The sequence below is a fragment of the Pseudomonas sp. A125 genome, from assembly GCF_055409485.1.
The window spans coordinates 1-1,391 of sequence record NZ_JBUZVP010000080.1; the positions used below are offsets into that span (position 1 = coordinate 1).

Consider the following 1,391-nt stretch of genomic DNA (forward strand, 5'->3'; position numbering starts at 1 on the left):
TGGGCGGTCTCAAGGAGCAAGTGCAACACCTCATGTAAGGTGTTGCCATGTCTACCCAATACAACCACCTGAGTACCGAGGAGCGCGTCACCATTATGGTGATGCTCTTTCAACGACAGACGCTGCGAGCTATTGCCGCTTTGCTAGGCCGTCACCCCAGCACCATTAGTCGTGAGATCAAACGCAACCCCCAGCAGCCTCACTATGACGCCATCCAAGCTACCAGCAGGGCTCAACAGCTTCGACATGCGCCTCGCCGTCAGCGGCGTTTGTCTCCAGACTCAGAGCTATTTCAAGTGGTCGTCGAAATGCTCCGCATCGGCTGGTCACCGCAACAAATTGCCCGCAGACTACGCAGTATCTGGCCAGGCCAATCCGAGCGACATGTGAGCCACGAAACTATCTACCTCGCCATCTATGCCTATCCGCGCGGCGAGCTGAAACGCCAGTTGATCAGTTATCTACGTCAGGCTGACGGCAAACGTCCTAAGCGAACCCAAAGCAATGTGCGTCGAGAACGTTACCCTGCGCATCTGAGTATTCACCTACGCCCCCCTGAGGTTGCAGATCGTCTGGTCCCTGGGCATTGGGAGAGTGATCTGATCATGGGCGCCAATAATCGCTCAGCGGTTGCCACCATGGTCGAGCGTACGAGCCGTTATGTGATTCTCGCCAAGCTCGAAGCCCCCACCGCAGAGGCGGCGGCGGAAGCGATCGTGAGGGAAATGTCGCGGATGGCGCCATCGCTCCTAAAAACCATGACGCATGATCAAGGCAGCGAAATGGCCCGTCATGCCGAAATTACTGCGCGCACGGGGATGAAGATTTATTTCGCCGATCCACACTCGCCTTGGCAGCGTGGTAGCAATGAAAATACGAACGGTTTGTTGCGTCAGTACCTCCCCAAAGGCACAGATCTCTCTCTGGTGACGCAGGCACGGCTGGACGAAATCGCTGATCTGCTCAATACCCGACCCCGCCAGACACTGGGCTGGAAATTTCCGGTTGAGGTGCTAGTAGATCATCTTCAGCTTTCCGCGACCAACAAGCTTGAAACGATAAACTGACCGGTAAGGGCAAGCCCTCCAAGTTATCTGGTGGATGCGTCTAATGGGTGTTTCTATTGGGTCATTCCAAGCCGTCACATTGGCGATGGAGGGGGGGGTGTGTATAGCCATTGTTTAAGCGATGAGGGGGGGGTGTGTATAGCCGCTGCTGCAGCCACCGAAGGGCTTGATCACGGCTAAGCACTTGGTAGTGGAAATTGTGCTTAGTCAGGTAAGCTCGGTTCGGTCAGACGCCCATTGATAACGATGTTTTGGAAGCGGGATTGTTTCGCTTAGCAAGCTCAGAAAATTAACTGACTGTTGCACTTGCTCCTTGAGACCGCC

General features: G+C 54.9%; 1 protein-coding gene. It reads left to right on the forward strand.

The features are described from left to right. Positions 1-47 precede the first annotated feature (47 nt). Positions 48-1,067: an IS30 family transposase gene (locus ACZRN6_RS36460; protein ID WP_048377755.1), complete on the forward strand. Its 1,020-nt coding sequence runs from the start codon at positions 48-50 to the stop codon at positions 1,065-1,067. Positions 1,068-1,391 lie beyond the last annotated feature (324 nt).

Excerpts from the sequence above, each read along its gene's own strand:
- ACZRN6_RS36460 (WP_048377755.1), top strand. The coding sequence starts at position 48 with ATGTCTACCCAATACAACCACCTGAGTACCGAGGAGCGCGTCACCATT.